Genomic DNA, 22,517 nt, shown 5'->3' with positions numbered 1-22,517 from the left:
TCCCTTTCAGTTGCCCCTGCCGCTGAAGGCGAGCAGGTCTTCGAGATTGTCGTCGGCGCGCAGAAGCGCCTTTCGCACGCCGGAATGGCGCGCTTCGGTCGCGCGTTGCGCAAGCCGGGTCACGGGCGCGCCGATCAGCCACGGAACGCGCCCCTTCCCGCTTGAAAACATGCGGGTCAGACCGGAGAGCCGGGTGCCGTAGAAGACCCGCAGCAGATCGTCGTCGAGCGAGACGAAGGTGACGAAACTCCCCGGATCGCCCTGCCGTCCGCAGCGCCCGAACAGCTGGCGGTCGATGCGGCGCGCGTCGTGGCGACCGGTCGCGATGACATGCAGCCCCCCGAGGTCGCGCATCTGCTGATCGATGCGGATATCGGTGCCGCGCCCGGCCATGTTGGTCGCGACCGTGATCCGCCCATGCCCGCCCGCTTCGGCGATGATATGGGCCTCGTGTTCGGTCTCGCGGGCGTTGAGCACGCGATGCGTCAGCCCCTCTTCGGTCAGGAGCGCGCTGATCTCTTCCGAGGCGGCGATGGATTGCGTGCCGATCAGGATCGGGCGACCCGTCATATGGACGCGCTTGGCCTCGGCCAGCACGGCGCGCCATTTCTGATCGGCTGTCGCGTAGTGCCGCTCGCCCAGGTTCTTGCGGCGCGAGCGGCGGTTCGTCGGGATGCGCTTCGTGCGCAGCCGATAGACCGCGCGCAGCTCGCCCGAGACCTCGGCCGCGGTCCCGGTCATGCCCGCCAGCGTCAGGTAGCGGCGGAAGAAGCGTTGGTAAGAAATCCGGATCAGCGTCTCTTGCCGCCCCGTGATCTCGCAGCCTTCCTTCACCTCGATCATCTGATGCAGCCCGCGCTCCCACGAGCGGTCGGACATCACGCGGCCGGTATATTCGTCGACGATCTGCACGCCCGCGTCATCGACGATATAGTGCTTGTCGCGGTGATAGAGATGCAGCGCCGAAAGCGCCTGCCGCGCCAGTTCCTCGCGGTGAATCTCGGTGGCCCAAACGCCGCCGAAATGCGCGCTGAGTTGGCGAAGCCGCGCCTTGCCCAGATCGGTCAGCTCGACCTTCCATTCCTTCTCGCGCACCGTGAAATCGCGCGGCCGGGTCAGTTTGCGCCCGATCTCGACGGCGCGCTGATAGGTCTGCTCCAGCCCCGAATGATCGCCCGCCCGCGTGATGATGAGCGGCGTGCGTGCCTCGTCGACCAGCACACTATCCGCCTCGTCCACGATCGCGTAGCACAGCCCGCGCATCAGCAGCCGCTGGCGCTTCGGATCGGTCTTCGACAGCCCCTCCAGCGCCATATGCAGCGCGCGGGTCTCGCCCTCCAGCACCAGCCGGTCCTTGAGGTAATCGAAGGCCAACTGCTTGTTCGTGCAGTAACAAATATCGCAGGCATAGGCCGCCTGACGTTCCTCGGGGCTGAGCCCTTCGATGATAACGCCAACGCTGAGACCCAACGCCCGATAGAGCGGCCCCATCCATTCCGCATCGCGCGCGGCAAGGAAATCGTTCACCGTCACGATATGCACCGGCACCCCGGACAGCGCCATGATCGCGGCAGGCAACGTCGCAGTCAGCGTCTTGCCCTCGCCCGTATCCATCTCGGCAATCCGCCCACGCAGCATCGCGCGCCCGCCCAGAAGCTGCACATCGAAGGGACGCATCTGCAGCGAGCGTTCGGACTGGATGCGCACCAGCGCGAAGGCGCGGGCGACCAGATCAGCGCGCAGCCCCTTCACCCGCAGCTTCTGCGCGACCTCGACGCGGGCGGCGTTGAAGGCATGCGCCTCCAGCTTCGCCAGCGTCTTCTCCTCTTTCGCGACACGGCGCAAAAAGCCCGCGCCTGCCGCCGATTTGATCGAGAAGAATTGCGACACCCGCCCCACCGCGCTCGCCATCACCCGGTCGAGCGTGCCGAGGCGTTCATCCTCGCGCTCGGGATAGAAGGCGGTCAGCAGACCGGGGCGTTGGACAAGCATCTCAGACATCGTAGAGCCTCAGGAACAGCTGGCGCAGCGCGCGATAGGCCTGAAACCCGATCGGCAAAGTGCCATGCGAGAAGCGCACCTCGACGCGCCGCCCCAAGAGCGGCAGCGCCGCATCGGGGGCCATTTCCAGCTCGAACTCGAAGACCCGTTGCAGCGTGCGCAGCCCCTTGTTGTCGCCCGGATCGACCGGAACCGTGCCGCCGCCCTGCAGCCCCAGCGCGGGCGTCGGCAGGTCGCGGATGCCGCCGGGCACTTCGCGCACGATGGTCGCGGGATAGCTCTGCCCGCCATATTCGACCGGCATCACATCGACGCGGCCCGTCGCGTTGCGCACCAGATCGACATCGTCCTGACCGACCACGACGCGCAGAGCCGCCGTGTCTTCTTCGGTCAGAACGTAGGAGATCACCTGCCCGCGCTTGGCGAACCTTCCCTGCAGGTCCTCGCCATTGGGCACCACGGCCAGACCAGCGCGGGGCGCGCGGATCGACAGCTCGTCGAGCTGCTGGGCGAGCCGGTTGCGGTCCTCGCGGGTCGCGGAAATCTCCGCCGCGATCATCTCCGCCTCGACCCGGTCGGTGCGCACCGCTGCCTGACGCTGCAGCTCCAGCCCCGCCAGTTGCGAGTCCAGCACATCGAGCCGCGCGCTGAGCAGCGGATCGTCGAGCTTGATCATCACCTCGCCCGGCTGCACTGCATCATAGGTCGCGACCGGCACCTCGGTTACGAAGCCGCTAGTGCCGACGCGCACCTGCGCCTGCTCGGAGGGCCATGTCACGCCGCTGACGACGGATCGATACGGCGCGGGCAGGACGAACAGGATCACGAAGAGCGCGGCAAGGATCGCGCTTGTCACAAGGACCGCGCGCGGCCTGTTGGAGCGGAGTTTCGGGCTGGAAGACAGAAAGGACATGGATTTGCCTATGGGCACGAGGATCTGTGTCGTGATCGCCCAAGCCGCCAGCAGCACCCCGATGAAGAAGAAGCGGCCGGCGATATAGGTGATGATCGCGAACATGATGAAGAGGCGATAGATGAAGGCGGCGATCCCGTAGAACAGGAACCAGCGCTTCTCGGCGGGCAGCGAGGTGACGGGCTCCGCCTCCTTCATCCCGAAGAGGTATTTCTGCGCGAGATAGGCGTAATAGCGATTGGCCCGCTGGCCGAGATTGGGGATCTCCAGCCAATCGGCGAAGACGTAATAGCCATCGAAGCGCAAGAGCGGGTTGCCGTTGAACAGAAGCGTCGAGACGCCCCCGATCAGCATCACGTTATAGGCCACAGCATGGGCCGCGCCGGTCTCGGCATTGAGCCAGACGAAGAGCGCGATCGAGGCGAGGAACAGCTCCACCATGATCCCGATGCCGCCGACCAGCATCCGCTGATACTTGTCGCGCAGCGCCGAGGCGGCAGAGGCGTCGACATAAGGCACCGGCACCAGAACCAGCAGCATGATCCCGATCTCATGGACCTCGCCGCCGTTCTTCTTCACCGCGTATCCGTGGCCCAATTCGTGAAATGCCTTCACCACCGGATAGACCAACCAGAGCACGAAGAGGTTCTTCGGCGTCAGCACCCGATCCGCGATATTGTCGGTGATCGCGCCGAAATTGATCGCGGCGAAGATGAAGCCCGCGAGCACGACCAGCACCCAGATCACCGCGAAGGTGCGGGTGAAGAAGGGCCGCACGAAGGGCATGGTCCGGGTCAGGAAAGCGTCCGGGTCCCAGATAGGGATGCGGATCGCCAGAGGCGACCAGATCTTCTGCTTGATCTGCATCGACTGGTGGCGCTGGTAACGGCGGAACAGCTCACGCCCGTCGGGCGGCACGTCGCAGATCAGCGCGTCGGCCGCATGCAACTGCCCCATCAGCCGGATCGCCTCGTCCTGCGTGGGGGCCTTCTCGCCAAGCTGCTCGTTGGTGGTGTTCCACAGCTCGTCCATCGTGCGCTTGCCGTTCATCAGCCCGACCAGCCGCCACGCGGCCGGCGAGATGCGATGGAAGCGCCCCGTCGCAATATCCTGAACCACGAACCAGACGCGCCCGCGATAATCGTGCCGATGGATCGCGACATGCCTGCGCAGGCGCGGTTTGAGATCCTTCACCCGATACCAGGACGGAGAGAAGAGCGAGGTGGCCATGTCACGGCCACCAGGACCAGAGCGTCATGCGCACCCAGAGAACGACCCGCCGGGTCCAGATCCAGACGAGGCGATGTTCCTCGACCTCGATCTTGGCGACCCCTTCCATGCCCGGACGCAGCGCATCAATCGGCCCGTCGGTCACGGAGGCCTCGACGAGGAACTTGTTCGCCCCCGCTTCGGCATTGGAGATCGGCGTGATCCGGTCGACCTGCACCTCGATCGGGGTGTCGGGCAGCGAGGCCAGAATGAGCGCGCCGCTCTCGCCCGCCTTCACATCCTTCACGTCGCGCTCGTCCACGCGCAGCATCACGCGGTAATCATCGAGGGGGGCGACGTGGAACAGAACGTCGCCGCGCTCGATCGGCGCACCCAGCGCCTGCGTCAGATCGCCCGAGACCACGACCCCGTCGAAAGGCGCCTTGATCACCATCCGCCCGATCTCCTGATCGAGCAGTTCGATCTGCGCATCCGCCTGTTCGATCTGGCTTTGCAGGATCAGCGCCTTGGCGCGTTCGCGCTTGGCCATGGCTTGCGAATATTCGCGGGTCTGCTTGGACTTCTGGCTTTCCCATTTCAGCCGCTCGAGCCGCAGGTCGCGGTCATCGAGCTTGGCCATCACCTCGCCCGCCTTCACGATATCGCCCGCCCGCGCATCGGCCTCGGCCAGATAGCCCTCGATGGGGGCCGAGATCGCACGCTGGATGCGGCCCTCGACAGTCGCATCGGCGGTCACGCGATACATGCCCTTGGCGAACCACGCGAAGGCCAGCAAAGCGACCAGCGCAATCGCGGCCAGTTTCAGCGCCGCATGATTGGGGCCGAACAGCGCCTTGAACGTATTGACGCTCGCATCCCATGTCTTCGCGGGCAGCCAGCGATCCTCGCGCCGCTTGATCGCCAGCACTGGCCCAAGCAGCACGCCCGCATATTCCGCCATCTGGATCGTATCGCGCCCGAACGGTTCGCCCGCCGGGCGTTCCAGCACCAGCGCGCCGACCAGCTTCTTGTCCTCGGTCAGCGGCACCGTGCACAGTGTCGCCCCGCCCTCGGTTTCCGACAAGGCCGCATGGGCGCGCAGCACCCGTTCCGAGCCGTCCTCGGGCGGCGGATAGCTCAGCACCGCCTGCTGATCGATCGCCTCGTCCATCGCCGCCTCGATGGCGCGCACGAGGTTGGACCGCTTGCCGAAGCTCGCGGAATTCGACAGCGCCCGCACTCGCGCGTGACGCCCACGGGTCAGACCGATCGCGACCAGTTCGCAATTGAGAACGCCCGCGAGTTCCGAGGCCACCGCAGTCGCGGCTTCGGTGAACCGGTCATGGTGCAGGCTGGTCGCGAGCAGTTCGATCACCGAGGCGAGGCTGTCACCCGAGCCGCCCTGCTTGCGGCGCAAAAACGCCTCGAGCCAGCCCGAGCCCCATTGCAGCTGATCGATCGCAAGATCGGTGCGCGCGTCCGGGTCCGCGCCGATCTGGATCGCCGCCGCACCGCGCAGCTGACCCTCCATACGGATCGGCACCGCGATGGCCGCGCCGCCCTCGCTCAGCGTCTCGATCACCATCCGCTCGGCATGGATCGCGCCGTCGATGGCTGCCATCAATTCGCGTTTCGGCTTGGCGCTTTCGGGCCAGATCGCGGCGGGCTCGAACCGGCTGCGCCCGATCCCGGCCAGCACCACCAACCCTTGTTCCAGACCCGTCACCTGACGCGCCATCGCGGCGAGCCAGGCCTGCGACACCTGCGCGCGGTCTGTCCCCGATTTCAGCCTGCCGAGGGTTTCGGAATCCAGAAATACCGAGCCCGTCGCCTCGCCAGACGCTGTCCCTGCGTGTTGCTGCAAAATTGCTCCCTTGAGGGTGCTCCCCAGCGCCCTTCCCGTGCGTCTATGTCCCTGAAAGTGCCGATTGAACGGCCAAATACGCTCCCTTACCCAAAGTAAACGAGCAGTTCATGCTTCCATCAAGAAAAAACGAGGCAGCTGAACGCATTGGCCCCTGCGTCAGCCTTTTGCATTGCGCGATTGTTTACCGGTATTGCCTGAATTGCCCCGGGTCGGGGTCGTTGTTGCCGGTTCAGGCTCGGTGATCGGCGCGGGGCTCGGGGCTGCGGTGGTGTCGCTGGGCGCAGTGTCCAGCGTGGCCGCGTCGTTCGTCGTGTCGCTTGCGGGACCGATGGCGGTCTCGGGCGCGGGATTGGCCGCGGGCGTGGCATCCTGAGCCGCAAGGATCGGATCCATCCAGGTGGCGGCGTCGCTATCGTCGGCCAGCCCGAGGATATGGCCGAATTCATGCTTGAGCGCATCTACAAGGTTCAGCCCTTCGCTACCATCGAGCGACCAGCCATGCCCTGCCCCATCCGCGTCGAGCGTGATCGCGCCCTCGGCGGTATAGCCCAGAAGCGTGCCGTCGAGCGAAGCGATGGAAATCTGCACAGCTTCCAGCTTGGCAATTTCTTCGGCGGTCAGGCCCAGCTCCTGCGCGATCTCTTCGAGCGCCTGCGCCCGGGCTGCGGCCAGCATGTCACTGTCGAGCACCGCACCTTCCGGCGCCTCCGCGACCGAGACCGCATGGAGCGCCTGCCCCGCCTCGATCGTCAGCGACCAGCTTTCCAGCGTGCCGGTCCTGCGCTTCGCCCCGTCGACGATTTCCAGCGTCCAGACCCCGCCCGACATCTTGCCCTCAAGCGCCGCCAGATCTCCCGCCGGACGATATGTCACGCCGTAAGGTGCCGTGGCGCCGGTGATGCTATCGGCGGCCGCATCGTCGAAGCGCGTGTCGATGGTCGTGCCATCAAGCGCCGCGAACAGCTCGATCCGCGTGCCGTCCGGCGCGATCAGCGTCACGGTCAGGTCGCTCAGCCGCTCATGGGTCAGGCTCAGCGTCACGTCGAGATCGGCGATCACCACATCCGAGCCGACATAGAGGCTCTGCGTGGTCACGCCCTGATCCGCAATCGCGATGGGGCCGGCGGAATTGTAGTCGTAGATCAGCGAGCCGGTGTCGGGCGTGAAATAAGCCGGGTCGTTCGTCGCGAGACGCACATCGTCGAAGCTCGCCGCATCGAAGGCCATCAGACCCACCGCACCATCCGCGACCGGGGCGTAGAAGGCGTGGCCCAGCACTTCGTGGCCGTTGAGCGCGAGGCTGACCGTGCTGCGGGCGAGCGTGATCTCGAGCTTGTTGGACTGGCTGCCGTCGATGGCGATGTCGTAGCTCGCGGTTTCCACGAAGCCGTCGCGATGCGTGTAATAGCCGATCGAGACGCGGTCATTGGCGGCATCGATCACGGCATATTTGTAACGCCCGTCCGTGTAGCTGTCGAAGACGAAGCCCGCACGACCGTTGGTCTCGATCTGGGCTGCAAGCCGCGTCACGGAGGTCTCCGCGATCACCAGATCGGACAGTGCGATGGCGGGCACACCGGTGGGCTGGGCATCCAGCGCGCCTGCATCGATCTGCCAGGCGGTATCGGTGGCGAAACGATCCGCGATCCCGTCCGAGAAGTCCTCGGTCTCGTCGAGGGTGAACTCCGGGGGCAGCACCTGCACCGCGATATTGTCGAGCTTGGTCACCGAGTTCTGCGCGCCGATCCCGACATAGCCCGAGTTCAGCCCGTGGGTGACGCCGTATTGATCGACCCGCGCATCGAAGACATGGGTGAAATATTCCTGCCCGTCGATCACCAGCGTCGCGGTCAGCCCGTTGATCGCGAGCAGCAGGTTATAGGGCGTGTCGGGCTTGGCCTGAACCGGGGTCTGCTCCAGCACGATCCAGCCATCGGCGGTGCGGATGCCCATCTCGAACTTGTCGGTCGAGATGTTCACACCGGCGAATTTGAAGTCGGTCGGCGACTGATAATCGAAGATCAGATAGGCGTTCGACTTCAGGCCCGCCGTGGGCTTGCCGCCGACGATGGTCGCCTTCATCTCGAAATAGCTGGGCAGCGCGTCGCCGATATAGAAGACCGAGACCGCATCGCCGCCGAGCGTTTCCGGGCTCACCGCGAAGGCGCCGCCCTCGACCGTCCAGACCCCGCTATCGGCGGCGAAGCCCTGCGCGTCATTGCCGCCGCCATTGCCGTTGAAGTCGGCCGAGCGCAGCACGTCACGGCGACCGCCCGGGATGTTGCCCGGCTGCGGATCGTTCGGCGCGCCGGTCTGCTCCTGCCACGCATCGTCCTTCTGCATCACCAGCCCCAGCTCGCCCCACGGCTCGCCGTTGCGGTCGGCGTTGTAGTCACCGGTATCGGCCGCGCGGGTCGGATCGGCGCCATCGGAGGCCGAGAGATCGTAGAGATACTCCTGGATCTGCGGCGCCAGCGCGCGGGAGATCGTGAAGGCACCGAAGGGTGCGAAGGGCACGATGTAGCTGTTGAACTCGCCCACCCAGTCGATCAGGCGGTCACCACCAGTATTGCCGATCATGATGTCGCGCCCGGCACCGCCATAGACGATGTCTTCATAGCTCGACGACGTGTCGGGCGTATCGTTCGCGCCCAGCGCCGAGCCATCCGCGTCGCGGGTATGGTCGTCATCGACATCGATCAGATCGTCGCCCCAGCCGCCATAGACATGGTCGCGCCCGGTGCCGCCGACGAGCCAGTCATTGCCCAGATCGCCGAAGATCACATCATTGCCGTCGCTATAGACCGGGCTGCCATCCTGCTCGAGCGTGCCGACCTGCGGCGCACCCGGATCCGCCGGATCGAAGCTCGCGAAGAAGGTCAGGCCGACGGTCGCCTCGGAGAGCGAGACGTAATGGCCAGCGGCGTCGATCACGATCACATCGCGCGGGTTGTATTCGTCATAGGCCGCGAACTCGCCCGCGTAGAAGCCGTTGTAGCCCAGCGCATTGCCCTGCGTGGCCGCGGGATCGGCCGACCAGAACGGCACCGTGTAATCCGAGCGCACCAGCACGCCCGCCACACCCGGCGCCAGCGCGTCGTTCGGATAGGCGAGATACCAAGCCTCGGCCAGCGCCTCGGCGCCCGAGACCAGATCGTCGCCCGCGCCGCCATGCAGGAAGTCATCGCCCAGACCGCCATAGATGATGTCATCGGCATAGACCGGGTTCTGCAGCGGATCGTCGGTCTGGCCATCGGCGGTCAGGAAGAAGGGCGTCAGGTTCACGGCCTTCTTCAGCGCGCCTTGGACGTTGATATCGGCCTGCTGGATCTTGCCCGGGGTCGAGATCGTCTGCGGGCTGACCGGCGCGACACCGTAGAGCGGCTCGCCATAGCCACGATCGTTGCGCGAGGTCCAGATGCGGCCATCGTCGCCCAGCACGCCATCCTGACCCGTGCCGCCCGAGATCCAGTCATGGCCCCAGCCGCCGATCATATCGTCGTCCTGACCTTCGCCATAGAGCACGTCATTGCCGCGCATGCCGTAGATCGCGTCGTCGCCGCCCTCGCCGTGGATCTCATCCGCGTCGCCATTGTCGGCCAGCGCATCCGCGCCCCAGACATCCGGGCCGCCGGTGTGATAATCGAGCAGCTCGACCGCGCGCACCACCAGCCAGGCGTCGGAATGATCCGCGCCGCCGATGACGGTGCCCGAGGTCCGCGCCGGATCGAGCGTGTCGTAGTTGAAGCCGAGGAACCCGGTCGCACCGACCAGACGCAGGATGCGGCCATTGTCGCCAAGGATCACATCGGCGTCGCGGGCATGAGCATTGGCGCCGCTCTGACCGTAATCGTTGCGGCTCAGCGTCACCGGATCGCCCTGCCCGCCGAAGAGCATATCGGCACCGTCGGGACGGAAGGTCTCGTCGACATTCGCCGTGGCCAGCAGATCGAGGCTGAAGCCCTCGCCGGTCGCGCGCGCATCATGGATGTAGAGATCCGAGGAGCCGCCGATGATGTCGTCCTGACCCAGCCCGCCGAAGACGATGTCGTCGCCGCCATTGGCCTCGATGTAATCGTCACCGTCGCGCGCGGCGTCGATGCTGCGGGTCGGGTTCACGCTGAGCGTGCCGTCGGCAAGGCGCGTGGCGTAGCCGTTATCGGTTGCATCATAGGCGGTGGTGAGTGCAAGGCCGCGGAACGTAGCCGAACCATCGCCCTGTATCGCATCGTCGCCGAGCTGGCCGAAGATCACGTCGTCATCCGCGCCGCCTGCGAGGTAATCCGCGCCATAGAGATCGGTCCGGGTCGCCTCGTTCGTGTCGGTGTGATCGAAGAGAGCGATCAGCCGCTCTTCCACGCCGGTCGGGTTGGTCTGTGCCGTGGTCCCTGCATTCGAGCCGGTGCCGTCATCGGCATCGTCATAGATCGTCAGCGTGCCATCGGCGAGCATCCGGAAGCGCAGGCTCTCGGCCGCATCGGTGCGGATCACGATGCCATTGTCGCCAAGGATCACGTCATTGTCGGTGGCGTTCGGGTCGAGCGCCTGCGCGTCCAGATCGAACCAGGCGCTGATCACCGGGCGATCCTCGAACAGCACCGCACCGTTGCCGTCGATGCGGTCCGCGCCGTCATCGCCACCCGGACGGTTATGCCCGCCGATCAGGTCGTCGTCACCGTTGCCGCCATAGATCACATCGGCGCCCTGCTGACCCAGCACGATATCCGCGCCATCCTCGGCGAAGATCATGTCGCGCCCGCCGCCGTCCAGCTCGCTGCGCAGGATCGAGTAGAAGTCGAACTGCGTGGTCAGCTCGGTCAGGTTCAGCGGCAGCAGGTCGGCATCCACGCCACCACCCGGCTGCGCGACGATCCGACCGTGATCGCCGAAGACCAGATCGTTGCCCGCACCCGCGAAGATCGTGTCATCCGCCGTGCCGCCGATGATGAAGTCGCGGCCCGCGCCGGTGGCGATCAGATCGTTGCCGCCGATCATCGCACCGGTCGCCGCGTAACGGTCCTCGGTCGTCGCGATCTCGTCGATATCGGAGGCGTCACCATCGAGGCCGACCCAGTCGATGAAGCCGGTATCGCCGATCACGATATTGCCCGCATCATGCAGCGTGGTCGCCGTGTCGGTCGCGGCATAGACCTCGTCGATCTTCACATTGATCGCGTCGCCGCCAGCCCCGCCCAGCACGATGTCGAAGCCGATGCCCGCAAGGATCACGTCATCGCCGCCGACCTCGGGCGCGGTGGTCTCGATCAGGCCCAGAGTGATCGCTTGGGTGCCGAAGCGCGGCGCGTTGTCCTCGGCGGCCACGATCCGGTCGTTGTCGCCCAGCACGATATTGTCGCCCTGGCTCGCGTTCACGTAATCGCCCGAGATGACGGTCTCGCCATCGCCCCAATCGACGCTCAGAGCTCCGCCGTCGACACCTGCGATGACGATGTCGTCGCCGCCACCGGTCACGATCCAGTCGGCCCCGCCGATCGCCTCGGCTGTCGAGGCGATCTCGTCGATGTCGGAAGCATCGCCATCCGCCTTGACCCAGTCAATATAGCCATTGTCGCCGAGGACGATATTGCCCGCGTCGCGCAGGGTCGCATCGCCCACGGCCACGTCATAGACCTCGCCCTCGGCCACGCGGATCACGTCACCCGCCGTGCCGCCCAGCACGATGTCGAAGCCGATGCCCGCGAGGATCACGTCATCGCCGCCGATCGCGGGCGTGGTCGTCTCGATCCGGCCCAGCGTGATCGGCTGCGTGCCGAAGCGCGGCGCATCATCCGTGGCGGCCACGATCCGGCCGTTATCGCCCAGCACGATATTGTCGCCCTGACCCGCGTCGACATAGTCGCCCGCGATCTGCTGCCCTTCGGCGAGGATCGTCGCGGTGATGGTTTCGCGGTCGCGCGAGCGGGTGCCGTCGATCAGCGCGTCGATGATCGACTCGCCATCCTCACCGGCAAGCACGATATCGTCGCCCAGCCCCGTCACGATCCGGTCGGAGCCGCCATAGGTCTCGGCGGTGGTGGCGATCTCGTCGATATCGGCGTGGTCGCCGTCAGCCGAGACGTAGTCAATAAAGCCGCTGTCACCGATCACGATATCCATACCGCTATCGCTCGCGCCGGCGGTGGTGATCGTGTCGCCGTTGACGCCGCCCAGCACGATATCGTCGCCGCCGAGCGTAGTAATCGTGTCCGCACCGCCGATGGTCGGGTCGATCGTGTAGATCAGCGTCGGCGCGACATCGGTGCCGTCATTGACGTGATCCGGGCCGCCCGAGCCGAGCTTGAGCGCATAGCCCGTGCCATCGGCGGTGAGGTAGTCGATCCGGCCGCGATCGCCGAAGACGATGTCATTCGCGAGACCCGAGGTGATACGGTCGTCGCCCTGCCCGCCGAAGATGATCAGCGGCAGCGTGCTGAGGGCGGCATCGACGATGTCGTCATCGGCGAATTCCAGATAATCGCGGGCATAGCCCCACCCGGGCGCGTAATTCGCATCATGCGGGCCTTGGGTGTTGAGCACGAAGGCCCCGTCCTCGCCCGCCTGCAGATCGACGGTCACGTCGTCATTGCCCAGACCGGTGTTCAGAACCGTCAGCTCGCGGCCGCCTTCGATGTCACGCGCATGGGTGCCGTCGATGGCGATCGCATCCGCGCCAAAGCCGGTCCAGTAGGTGATGCCGCCGAGGAAGTTGCCCGCCGCATCCGCGCCATAGGTGATCGGCGCGGGCGCGATGCCGACGACGAAGATCTCATTAACGCTCGACAGTTCGGTATCGTCGCCCCAAGCGGTGGCGGCTGCCAGCGCGGCGTCGCGGTCATCGGTGATCTCGGCGCGCAGATCGGTGGTGCCATCGCCCTGCACCGTCGCCTCGTCCGAGATCATCAGCTTGTGGCGGCCAGTGCCCGCTTCGATGTTGAGCATGCCTTCGATGTTCAGCAGATGCCCAGTCAGGAAGGTCGTGTCAGTGTCGAGCCCGAAGCCCGCCTCGGAGGAGACATAGACCCGCTCGTCGCCCGCGCCGAGGTTCAGCGTGGTATGGGCCGTGGTGCCGCGCACGTTGATCACGTCGTTGCCCGCGCCCATCCCGATCTCGAGATATTCGACACCGTAGTAATCGACACCGTCCATCCGGGTCTCGAGCTTGGCCAGATCGGTCTGGATGCCCAGCGGGCCGAGCAGATAGTCGAGCGCCGGGTCGCCGCCATTGACCGTGACCGAGATCCGCTCGCCCGAGCGCGAGGTGATCACCAGCACCGTGCCCTCGACATGGGCGATGATATTCGGGCCCTGCGCATCCATGATCTGGGCTGCCAGCGCCGCCGCCACATCCGCCGCCGTGTCGCCCGCCAGAGCGGTATAGGCGAAGCTCGACAGCGCGACGTCGCCCGGGAACGCATCGTCGAAGAGCGGCGTCGCCAGATCGGTCAGATCGATCATGAAGGTGTCGCCCGCGCTTGGCTCGGCGATATCGATGCGCGCTTCCAGCACGTCGCCGGTCAGGCCGCGCGTATCGACAGCCTCGACCGTGGTCTGGGCCAGCGCGCCCTGGAAGGTCAGGTAGATCGTGTCGCCGAAGCGGTCGACCGCGAAGTTCTTGGTGTAGGGCAGGAACGGACGACTGTTATTCGGGTTCAGGATCGGCTCGAGGATCGCGGCGATCTCTTCGGCCGTCGCGTCATAGGCGATCGGGTCGGAGATGCGCAGATCCATGTTGCCGAGCACATCCGGCACCATGAAGGCCAGCGTGAAGGTGCCGCCCTCGGCCGCGATGGTGATCGCCTGCATCTGGTTCAGGCCCGGATCGGTGGTGCCCTTGATGACTTCGGTCACCTCGATATTGGCGGAGGTGTTCGCGTCGCTGGTAATTCCGCTCGCATCGACGATCAGGTCGGGCAGATCGACGCCACCGGTCGGGCCGCCGAAGATGACAGTGTAGATATAGCCGCTATCGGTCGCCTCGACGCTCACCTCGGCATCGGTGCCGTAATCGGCAAAGACCGTGTCGATCGCCGCCTTCATCGCTGCGGCATCCGCGTCGAAGGCCACCGTGACGGGCGTGCCATCCGGCAGCGCCAGCGTGAAGCTGCCGCCGGTGCCGCGGGTCTCGATCTGGATACGCTCGGCCACCGAGGGCATATCGAGCCCGGCCACGCGCGCGCCATCCAGCACGAGGACATTGTCGTTCAGATCGGCGCTGTCATCGAGGAACAGACGGTCATTCTCGCCCGCGCCCATATCGACGATCAGAAGACCGGTGATCTGGTCGACCACGCCCTGATCGGAGCCGACATAGACCTGATCGTCGCCGTTGCCGGTGCGGATGATCGTGTGACCGGCAGTGGTCTTCACATAGATCACGTCATTGCCGTCGGCGCTGTCGATGATGGTCTTACCGCGATGGGTGCTCTCGACCGTGAAGGTATCCACATTGCGACCCAGACGGATGTCGACCACTTCGAGGCCGGTATAGCTGACGCCGCCCGCGATCAGTTCGCCGCCGATATAGGTGTCGCCGCCCATGCCCAGACCCGAGAGATGGTTCTCGGTCAGCACGCCGCTGTCGATGGCCGGGCTCTCGTTGTTGAAGACGGTGAGCGTGTCGATCTGCTCTGCCTCGTCCACGCGCAGGTTCGGATTGACCGGCGCATAGGTGATGAGCGCGCCCGGATCGGTGTCGAACCCTTCGGGCGGCGTGCTTTCCAGAACCATCTGGCTGCCCGAGACGACCGGCGCATAGACCGAGGAAATCCGCGCCGCCAACCCTTGGGTGACCGAGCCGAAGCTGCCATCGGAGGTGACCGACGCCGGCGTGGCCGCACCGTTGATCGTCAGCGCCCAGCTCGCGCCGCTCGCCGGCGGCTGGATCAGGTGGAACGCAGCCGTAGTCCAGTGGATATTCGCGTCGTTATAGAGGCTCTGCACCGGCGCGCCGCCGATGGTCGAGGTCAGGCCCGCATAGGTGGTCACCGCGATGTCGAAGGCGGCTGCATCGGCGCGCTTCACATGCAGGCGGGTCTCGCCCAGCAGGTTCACCGTCGCCACCGCCTCGTATTCGGCCGAGGCGTCGATCAGCGCGGCCAGTTCGCGCAGCACGATCGAGCGATAGGCGTGCTCCGTGTCCGGCGTGTAGCTGAAATCAGTGCCATCGAGCGTCACGGTCACGGTCTCGAAGGCGGTCACGTCGCCCGCCAGATCGACCGAAGCCGTCAGCCAGTCGATCAGCGACAGATCGCTCTGATCGGGGGTGCCGAAGAACCAGACATAGCCCGCCTCGACCGCATCCTGCGCGCCGACCATCAGCGAGAGCGTCATGCCCGCATCGTTGACGAGCGAAAGGATGTCTTCCGAGACGCTCGCGACATCGACACGGCCGCTCAGCGTGCCATCGGGGTCGATGGTCGCGATATCGTAGATCGTGGCGGTGTCGTTGATGCGCGGATCGAAGCCCGGACGCTCGCCGTAATCGCCGTTCACATGGGTCAGCTCTTCGGGATCGATGGTGATCACGGTGCCGCCATTGGTCACCGTCCCGGTCACGCCATCGGCGAGCGGAATGTTCGTCTCGCCCGGCAGCAGCACCGGCACGCGCAGCGACACGTCGGTATCGCTCTCGCCGCCGATGATCGAGACCGGGCCGCGGATCGAGTTCACGCGGTCGTTGAAGGCGCCGAAGACCTGCGCGTCGCCACCATCCACGATCGTATCGTCGATCGCGATCACGGTGACCTGCTGCGGGGTCATCCAGTTGGTCGCATCGAACTCGACGAACTGACGCGCCGCGATCTCGCCCGCCTTCTGACCGCTGACCGAGGCCGAGGCCGCGTAATCCGCCGCCGGATCGGCCAGCTCGCGGATCGAGATCACGCGACCGTCGACGACCACCTCATAGGCGCGCGGATCGCCATTCGCGGTGCTCGCATCGTTCGCGAGATTGATCTTCGCGCCCAATGCGGCGGCGATATTCGACAGCGACTGACCGGCGCTCACGGTATGCGAGAAGCTCTGGCCGTCGAAGTTGAGCGTCCAGACCTCACCCGCCGTAGGCACGCCCATCATCTCGAATTCGAGGACATTGGCGAAGTTGAAGTCCTGCACGGTGCGGGTGTCGATGCTGCCCTGGCTGTCGCCCGCGATGCCGACCTCAACGAAGAAGCGACCGCTCGCAATCGCGATTTCGATCGCGCCATCGGCGGTCAGCGTGGCGTTGTAGCCCGTGACGCCGTTGATCACGGCGATCAGGCCCGCGGCAACCGCATCGAGATCGTCGCCCGCCTGCACGGTGTAGCTGACCGTCTGGGCGCCAGCGCGCAGGTCCACATCGTTGAACAGCGTGACCTGCCAAGTCTCACCCGCGACCGCCTCGCCTGCCAGCGACAGGGCTGCAAGCGGGGCTGCGACCTGAACCTGCACCAGCTCGTTCTCGCCGAAGTTCGCATCCGCGTTGAACGCCTCTTGCGAATTGTAGGTACGGGTGGGCAGCGGGGTGACGTCGACGCGGACCGTGTTGTCGCCGCTCAGCGCGCCGGTCAACACGACCGAGAAGCTGTCCACGACCTGTACATCGCCCGGCGCACGCTCGGCCAGATCGGTCGATCCGCCCGTCTGGATGATCTCCACCGTCGGCGCGTCGTCATCGAGCACGGTGACGTCGAGCGGCGCGGGCGCGAGATTGTCGCCGTTGCTGCCCACGACATAGCTGTAGGGCGTGAACTGCTGCGCGAGGTCTGCATTGGTGATGTTGGTGCCGATCTCATAGGCGAGGCTCGTACCCTCGGGGATGACGATCGGGGTCAGCGGCGCCGCGAAGGCGATGCGGGCAAGCTGCCAATGCGTCTGCGACTTCACCGCATCCGCGCTGACATAGAGGCCGCCGGTCCGGGTGTCCGCCGCGTCGGGGCTCGACTTGCGCAGCACTTCGATCGAGAAGGCCTCGATGCCGCCCGCGCCCGGGGTGCGGAAGATGAAGATCTCGCCCAGATCGTAGCTCGGCGGCGTCAGGCTCGCATCGCTCGCGATTGCGATCGAGGCGTCTTCACTGTCGAGCGGCAGCAGCGAGAAGGCCGTGGCCGAGCTCAGCGTGATCGCGCCATTGGCATCGACCACCGCCGTGATCCCGAGATTGGCCGCGTTGATCTGCGCTGCGAGCTCGTCGGAGATGCCCGCGATCCCGCCCAGCTCGTCGCCCGATTGCGAGGTGTAGCTGATGAGCTGACCGTCGACGAGGATGGTCCAGGTCTTCGACCCGGCATTGGAGTAGATCGCGCCTTCGACCGAGGGCAGCAGCGTCGCTTGCAGATAGCCCGCCGAGGCCGAGTAATCGGCGCCCGCGAATTGCGCGACCAGCTTGTTGACGATGTCGCTCATGGTGTCGCCGAACTCGGCGGTCGCCTGAACCTGCAGCCCGTCGAGCTTGATGATCCAGGTCGCGCCATCGACCAGCGTGCCATCGGCGGCGAGCGTGCCGTCGGCCAGCGACGCACCGAGGCGGAAGGCCACGATGTCATAGGCGCGCTTGCTGGTGGCCGCATCGACGCTCAGCTCATCGCTCGCGAACTCGAAGGCGTCGCCCGAGATCGAGACATAGATGTCGCCGGTGGGCGTGAACAGATAACCGGACGCGGGATCGCTCGTCTCGATCAGGAGCTTGAAGGAGACGCCCGCCGCAGCCGCGATGCTGCGCGTGGCCCCCGTGCCCGTCATCGTCGCAGCCTGCTCGGCGTCGGCGTTCACCAGCGTCGCGAAGGCGTCCGCGATATCCGTGGCGGTGGCGGTCTGATCGAGGCGCGCATCGACGACGATCGTGCCCTCGGTCACGGTCGAGAGATCCGCCACCACCTCGCCGATCCCGACGCCGACCACATAGTCGATGCCGCCCAGCGTGAGCGTGTAGATCTCGGCCTCGGCCGTGTTCGGGCGAAGGATCGTCAGATCGGCCGCGGTATAGAGCACCTCGGCGCTACGCGGCTGGCTGATATCGCGGTTGATATTCGCCGCGACCCCGCCGGCCACATCCGCATAGGTCGCACCAAGGAAGGCGTCGCGGGTGTCTTCGAAGATCGTGGGCTGGATGCGGGCGTAATGCACGCCCTCGTCGGCGCTGTCGTTCACCGCCGTGATCGTCACGAATTTCGCGGTGTTCCAGTCCGAGCCGTCGAAGTTCACGACATTCGACGACAGCGTCACATTGCCATCGACCGCGAAGTTCACCTGCACCGGGCCGGTCGGCGCGCGGCTCAGCATCACGGCGAAGCGGTCATTCGCGGCAAGCGCTGCGGCCTCGGCCACGATGGTGTCGCCCGCGAGATCGATAGCCGAGGAGTTGTCGACCGGGAAGATCAGCAGCTCGGCCACTTCATCGTCGATCACGTCGACCAGCATGTTCGGCACGGCGAGATTGTCGAAGCCGGTATCGTCGGCGCGGCTGTCGCCTTGGGTCACGGTATGGCGCAGTTGCACGATGCCGCGACCCTCGGCCACCAGATCGTTGATCGCGGTGACGGTCACGTATTGCGGCGTATCCCAGTTGGCCGCCGTGAAGTGCAGCACCGTGCCCGAGGCCGAGCCGTTGACCAGCACGCCCTCGGCGCCCGCGGCCACATCGCCCTCGGTGCCCAGCGTCGGCGAGATCGTGATGTAGACGTCTTCGTCCGGCGCGCGCGACAGCGCGATCGCGTAACGGGTGACCGACATGGTCGGATCGGCAGTTGCGGCCTCGAAGACGCGCAGCACGCTGGAGCCCGCCTCGCCATCGGCGTTGAAGAAGACCAGATCGGGCGCGTCATTGTCCTTGATCTGCGAGACCGGATCCTGCGCCCAGATCGCCTGATAGCGCGGATCGGTACTGTCGACCGTGGTCTGGATCAGGCCGCTGTGACCGTTGAGACCGTTCGACACGACGGTGATCGCGCCGCCCTCGGTGACACCGTCGAGATCGGAACCGCCGAGGTTCACGCTATCCGAGCCCAGACCGCCCACGATCTCCAGCAGCACGCTTTCGGAGGTGTTCTCGATGAAGAAGGTGTCGTTGCCCTGCAGCGCGTCGACCACCAGCTTCTCCATGCCGGTGTAGGAGATGAACAGCCCGCCGCCATAGACGCCGTTCTTGGTGATCACGTAGTCGTCGCCCATCTCGGTGCCGATCACGGTCATCGTGTCGAAGCCGTCGCCGCCATCGATACGCACCGGCGCGTTCACCGCATATTGGATGAAGTCGGCGCCCTGCCCGCCATTGATATTGGTGAAGGGCGCGGCCGGGTCGTTCGGATCGACGCGAACGAAGGAGCGGACCTGGAACGTGTCGTCATCGGCCTCGCCATAGAGGAACAGCTCGGCCTTGTTGGAATAGACGGTGAAGCTGTCCTCGCCGTCGCCGCCACGGATCGTGGTGTCGAAGCTGACGCCGTTCGACAGGAAGCCGACGGTGACCTGCGTGGTCTCGTAATAGTCGATGCCGCTCAGGCCGTTATAGGGGTTCTGCTCGTCGCGGAAGGAGGCGAAGAGCTGGCCGATCTGGAACGTGTCGTCGCCCGCATCGCCGAAGGCCTGAACGCCCGCGAGCGTGTCGTCGAAGACGAAGAGGTCATTGCCCGCGCGGCCGAAGACCCGCAGATCGGCGTCAATGGCGGAGTTGTATTCCACGCGCTCGACCACGGTGTTGAGGATCGTGCCGTCCTCGGCGATCGGCAGCGCCGCGACCACGCCCACATCGAGGTCCTGGTTGGCGCGGAACAGGAACAGGTCGCGCCCGTCCGTGCCGCGGATTTCGGCGCGGTCGATGCCGTCGAAGGCGGTGCCGGTGTCGAGGATGCGGATCGTGGAATTGCCCGCGCTCGCCAGACCGATGTCATAGAGGTCGCTGCCCGCCTGACCGTCGATATCCAGCTCGAACCCGTCGATGCCGTTGAGGAAGGTCTGGGTGCCGTCGGCGTAGTAGTTGACCTGAACCAGATCGTTGCCCGCGCCGAGGTTGAGGAAGGTGCGGCCCGAAATCTTCTCGATGGTGATCGCATCCGAGGTGGCATCGCCGGTCGCGGTCTCGTCGCCGGTGTTCAGCGTGGTGATGCCCGCATGGGTGTCGGAGACGTGGAAGCCGTTATTGCCGTTGCTGAGCGACAGTTCCAGCTCCTCGAAGCCCGCATAGACCACGCCCAGCGTCATGCCGAGGCCGACGATCTCGGTGCCGCTCAGATAACCGCCCTGATCGGGCAGCGTGTCGCCCGCATCGGATACGATCAGCGTATCGCCATGGTTCACGATGGTGCCGTCGACCTCGTAGGTGACCGGATCGTTCGCGCCTGCATCGATCGTCAGATATCCGAAGAGGATCGCATTCAGCGTGCCGTCATTGGCCAGCGGCGTGTCGGGATCATCATCGGTGACGGTGACCGCATCGTCGCCCGCGCCGGTGTCGATCGTGGTCGGGCCATTGATCGCGAAGACCTTGATGATATCGGCGCCGTCACGGGTCTCGAGCGTGGTCACGTCGCGCTTGCCGGTCGACTTGAGCGTGACGTCGTTCACGCCGTCGCCCAGATCGACATTGACGTTCTCAAGGGCGATGTAGCGGATGCCCGCGCTCGCGGCGGTGAAGCCATCGACGAAGATGAAGCCCTCGACCGCCGTGCGATCTTCCAGCCCGATCACCCCGGTGGTCGCGCCGGTATTGCCGCTGTCGTCGATGTTGAGCGTGTCATTGCCTCGATCGGCGAGGATCGGGCCGCTATAGGTGTCATAGGCGTCGATCTGGATCAGCGCGGCGATGCCCGAGAGCGTGCCGCCCAGCGGGGCGGTGCTCGGCTCGGACGAGGCGGCGGAGCCGAGGTTGATCACGTCGTCGCCGATGCCGCTGTTGATGTAAATCGGCAGATCGGTCGCGGTAACCGCGATCACGTCGGCGCCTTCGCGGGTATCGACTTCGATCACGTCGAGATTGCTGTGATCGATGCTGACGGCGGCCGCGCCCAGCACCTTGTTCGCCGCATTGGTGTAGCGCGAGGCGGCCATCAGGCCCACCGACATCGCGACATAATCGTCGCCCTGCGAGCCCAGATAGACCAGCTTGTCGGCGTCGGTGGTGCTGCTGTCCGCGATATGGACGGTGAAGCCCGAGCCGAGCGGCGCTGCGATGATGTAATGCTCCAGATCGCCGCTCGCATCCGAGCCCGCATTGTCGAGCGTCACGGTGCCGTTGAAGGCGCTGACGCCGATCGCGAGACCGCCGACCGTGACCGAGCCGCTCAGGTCGTTGACGACGAAGGTGTTGTTGACGCCATCGCCGCCGGTCAGATCGACCGCCTCGAAGATGCCGTTCAGACGCTCCACCGTGGTTTCGCCCGCACCGAGGCCCGAAGTGCTCCACAGATCGGCGTCGCCCGGCACCATCGCGGCGTCGGTCGTCCCGCTCGCATAGGCCGTGGAACCGTCCGTCTGGAAGACCTTGCCGACGAGGAACAGGTTCTCGTAGAGGCCCATATCCTCGCCCGCGAAGACCTCGATCAGCGTGTCGGTCTCGTTGGCCTCATCGATGTCGCGGAAGACATCGAGCCCCTCGCCGCCCGTCACGGTATCCGAGCCTTCGCCGCCATCGATCACGTCATTGAAGGCCGAGCCGATGATCCGATCGTTGCCACCCTCGCCTTCCAGCGTCAGCGCGATCAGGTCATGGGTCAGCGGGGTCGCGTTGGCGGGATCGCCCGCAGCAACGGCCGGGCCCGCGGTGATCTTGTCATTGCCGTCCGCCGCCGAGATGCGCAGCGTGTCGCCCTTGGCGCGGATCGTGTCGTCGAAGGTGACGGTCACGGTGCCGGTCGACCAGGCGGCGACGAGGATGAATTCCTGATCGGCCACCGCGCCCGCCTTCAGCGTGAAGGTATCGACGCCGCTGGTGCCGTTGAAGATCACCGCATCGGCCACACCGTCGCTCGCGCCGTCGATCTCGGCCACATCCTGCGAGGGAACGGCGGATTCCACGACCAGATCGTCATCGATCCGCATCGTGTTCAGATCGGTCTGGCCGAGCGGATTGACCGTCAGCGTATCGGTGCCGCCGAGCAGATGGATGATCAGCCCCTCGACCCCGTCGGCCTCGAAGCCGCTGCCATCGGCGTCGAGCGCCTGCAGGATGCCGGAGTCAGAGGGCTTCTGGCCGATCGTGACCGTGTCGGGGTTCGCCGTGCCATAAAGCAGGATCGTATCGGTGCCGCCGCCACCGTTGATCACCTCGACGCCATCGGAGGCGAGGCTGCGGAAGATACGGTCATCGTTGCCGCCGCCATTGATCGTGTTCGCGCCGCCGCGACCGTCGATCTCGTCGTTGCCGCCCTCGCCGTTGATCACATCAGCCGCCGCGCCGCCGATCAGGCGGTCCGCGCCGGTGCCGCCGTAGATCGTGGCGACGCCCGTGCCGTTTTGCAGCACCACGTCATCGCCGCCGAGCGCGTAGATCGTGATCGGCACCAGCGCATCCGACACGATCCGGTCATTCGCGCCCGAGCCGTAGATGATCGAGCC

The 22,517-nt window shown here is 65.7% G+C and carries 4 protein-coding genes (1 of these 4 only partly in view); all 4 read right to left on the bottom strand.

Annotated features, from left to right (window positions below; translation table 11 throughout):
- Positions 1-6: 6 nt before the first annotated feature.
- Entirely contained in the window at positions 7-2,001 is a 1,995-nt protein-coding gene (locus tag AC2TZ7_RS08605) for a preprotein translocase subunit SecA (RefSeq protein WP_489866590.1), read from the bottom strand.
- Complete coding sequence (locus AC2TZ7_RS08600; protein WP_489866589.1) at positions 1,994-4,144, bottom strand: peptidase M50; 2,151 nt, start codon at positions 4,142-4,144, stop codon at positions 1,994-1,996. Before AC2TZ7_RS08600 ends, AC2TZ7_RS08605 begins: the two co-directional genes overlap by 8 nt.
- 1 nt (position 4,145) lies before the next feature.
- Positions 4,146-5,987, bottom strand: coding sequence for a GAF domain-containing protein (locus tag AC2TZ7_RS08595; protein ID WP_489866588.1), 1,842 nt, complete (start codon positions 5,985-5,987; stop codon positions 4,146-4,148).
- Positions 5,988-6,146: 159 nt separating this feature from the next.
- Positions 6,147-22,517: the 3' end of a matrixin family metalloprotease gene (locus tag AC2TZ7_RS08590; protein ID WP_489866587.1), read on the bottom strand. It continues 22,332 nt past the right edge of the window; the window shows 16,371 of its 38,703 coding nt (coding positions 22,333-38,703); the start codon falls outside the window, past its right edge; the stop codon is at positions 6,147-6,149.

It is taken from the genome of Thioclava sp. ISO4, from assembly GCF_058105145.1.
The sequence above is the reverse complement of the archived record's forward strand: the minus strand, read 5'-3'. Positions and strand labels throughout refer to the sequence as shown.